Below are 852 nucleotides of genomic sequence, written 5' to 3'. Positions count from 1 at the left end.
GGCTTTCAGTCGTTTTAACGGCCGTTGAAATGGAATCCGTTGTGGCTGCCGGTCACGGAGCGCCGAAACCGAGAACGTCGCGCATGTCGTATTCGCCGGGCGGGCGTCCCTCGAGCCAGAGCGCGGCGGCAATGGCGCCGCGGGCGAACATGACGCGGTCGCCGGCCGCATGCGACAAGGTCACAAGCTCGCCTTCGGCACAGAAGCTCACGCTGTGTTCGCCGATGATGCTGCCGCCACGCAGCACCGCAAAGCCGATCTCACCGGGAGGCCGCGCGCCAATGGCGCCATCGCGAACAGGCCGCGCCACCGCGTCGAGCTCGACCTTGCGGCCGCCGGCCACGGCCTGGCCAAGCATCAAAGCGGTACCTGACGGCGCGTCGATCTTGTGTCGGTGATGCGCCTCGAAGACCTCGGCGTCCCAGTCTTCGGGATCGAGCGCTGTCGCCGCCTGTTCGACCAATCCGACCAGCATGTTCAGCCCCAGCGAAAAGCTGCCGGAGCGCACGATGGCGATGGTCTTCGCGGCCTCGGCGATGTCGGCGAATTCAGTCGCATCGAAACCGGTCGATCCGATGACCAGGGCCGGCCCGCCGCGGGCGGCGCAAAACCTTGCCAGGTCAGCCGAGGCCGCCGGCGTCGTGAAGTCGATGACCACATCGGCCGTGGCAAGCGCCTCCTCGCGGCTGACCAGCCCATCGCCGGCAGCGCCGGGCCGATGGAACCGCGCAGCGAGCGCCAGCCGTGGATCGACCCGCACGGCGTCCGTCATCTGGCGGCCCATGCGGCCGAGCGCGCCGGCGATGGCGATCCTGATCGGCGGCTGCGGCATGGCCTCGGCTATTTCCACAT

Annotated in this window: 1 protein-coding gene; it reads right to left on the bottom strand. The window is 68.5% G+C overall.

Features of this window, described 5'->3' with window-relative positions; all coding sequences use genetic code 11:
• Nucleotides 1-52: 52 nt before the first annotated feature.
• On the bottom strand, nt 53-832 hold the full coding sequence (gene dapB / locus ENZ74_RS33200; protein WP_063167708.1) for a 4-hydroxy-tetrahydrodipicolinate reductase: 780 nt from the start codon (nt 830-832) through the stop codon (nt 53-55).
• Nucleotides 833-852: the final 20 nt, after the last annotated feature.

Origin of the sequence: Mesorhizobium sp. M7A.F.Ca.CA.002.15.2.1, assembly GCF_003998715.1 — a bacterium.
Taxonomy (GTDB): domain Bacteria; phylum Pseudomonadota; class Alphaproteobacteria; order Rhizobiales; family Rhizobiaceae; genus Mesorhizobium; species Mesorhizobium ciceri.
This window is presented reverse-complemented; position numbering and strand designations above follow the sequence as displayed.

Excerpts from the sequence above, each read along its gene's own strand:
- dapB (WP_063167708.1), bottom strand. The coding sequence starts at position 832 with ATGCCGCAGCCGCCGATCAGGATCGCCATCGCCGGCGCGCTCGGCCGC.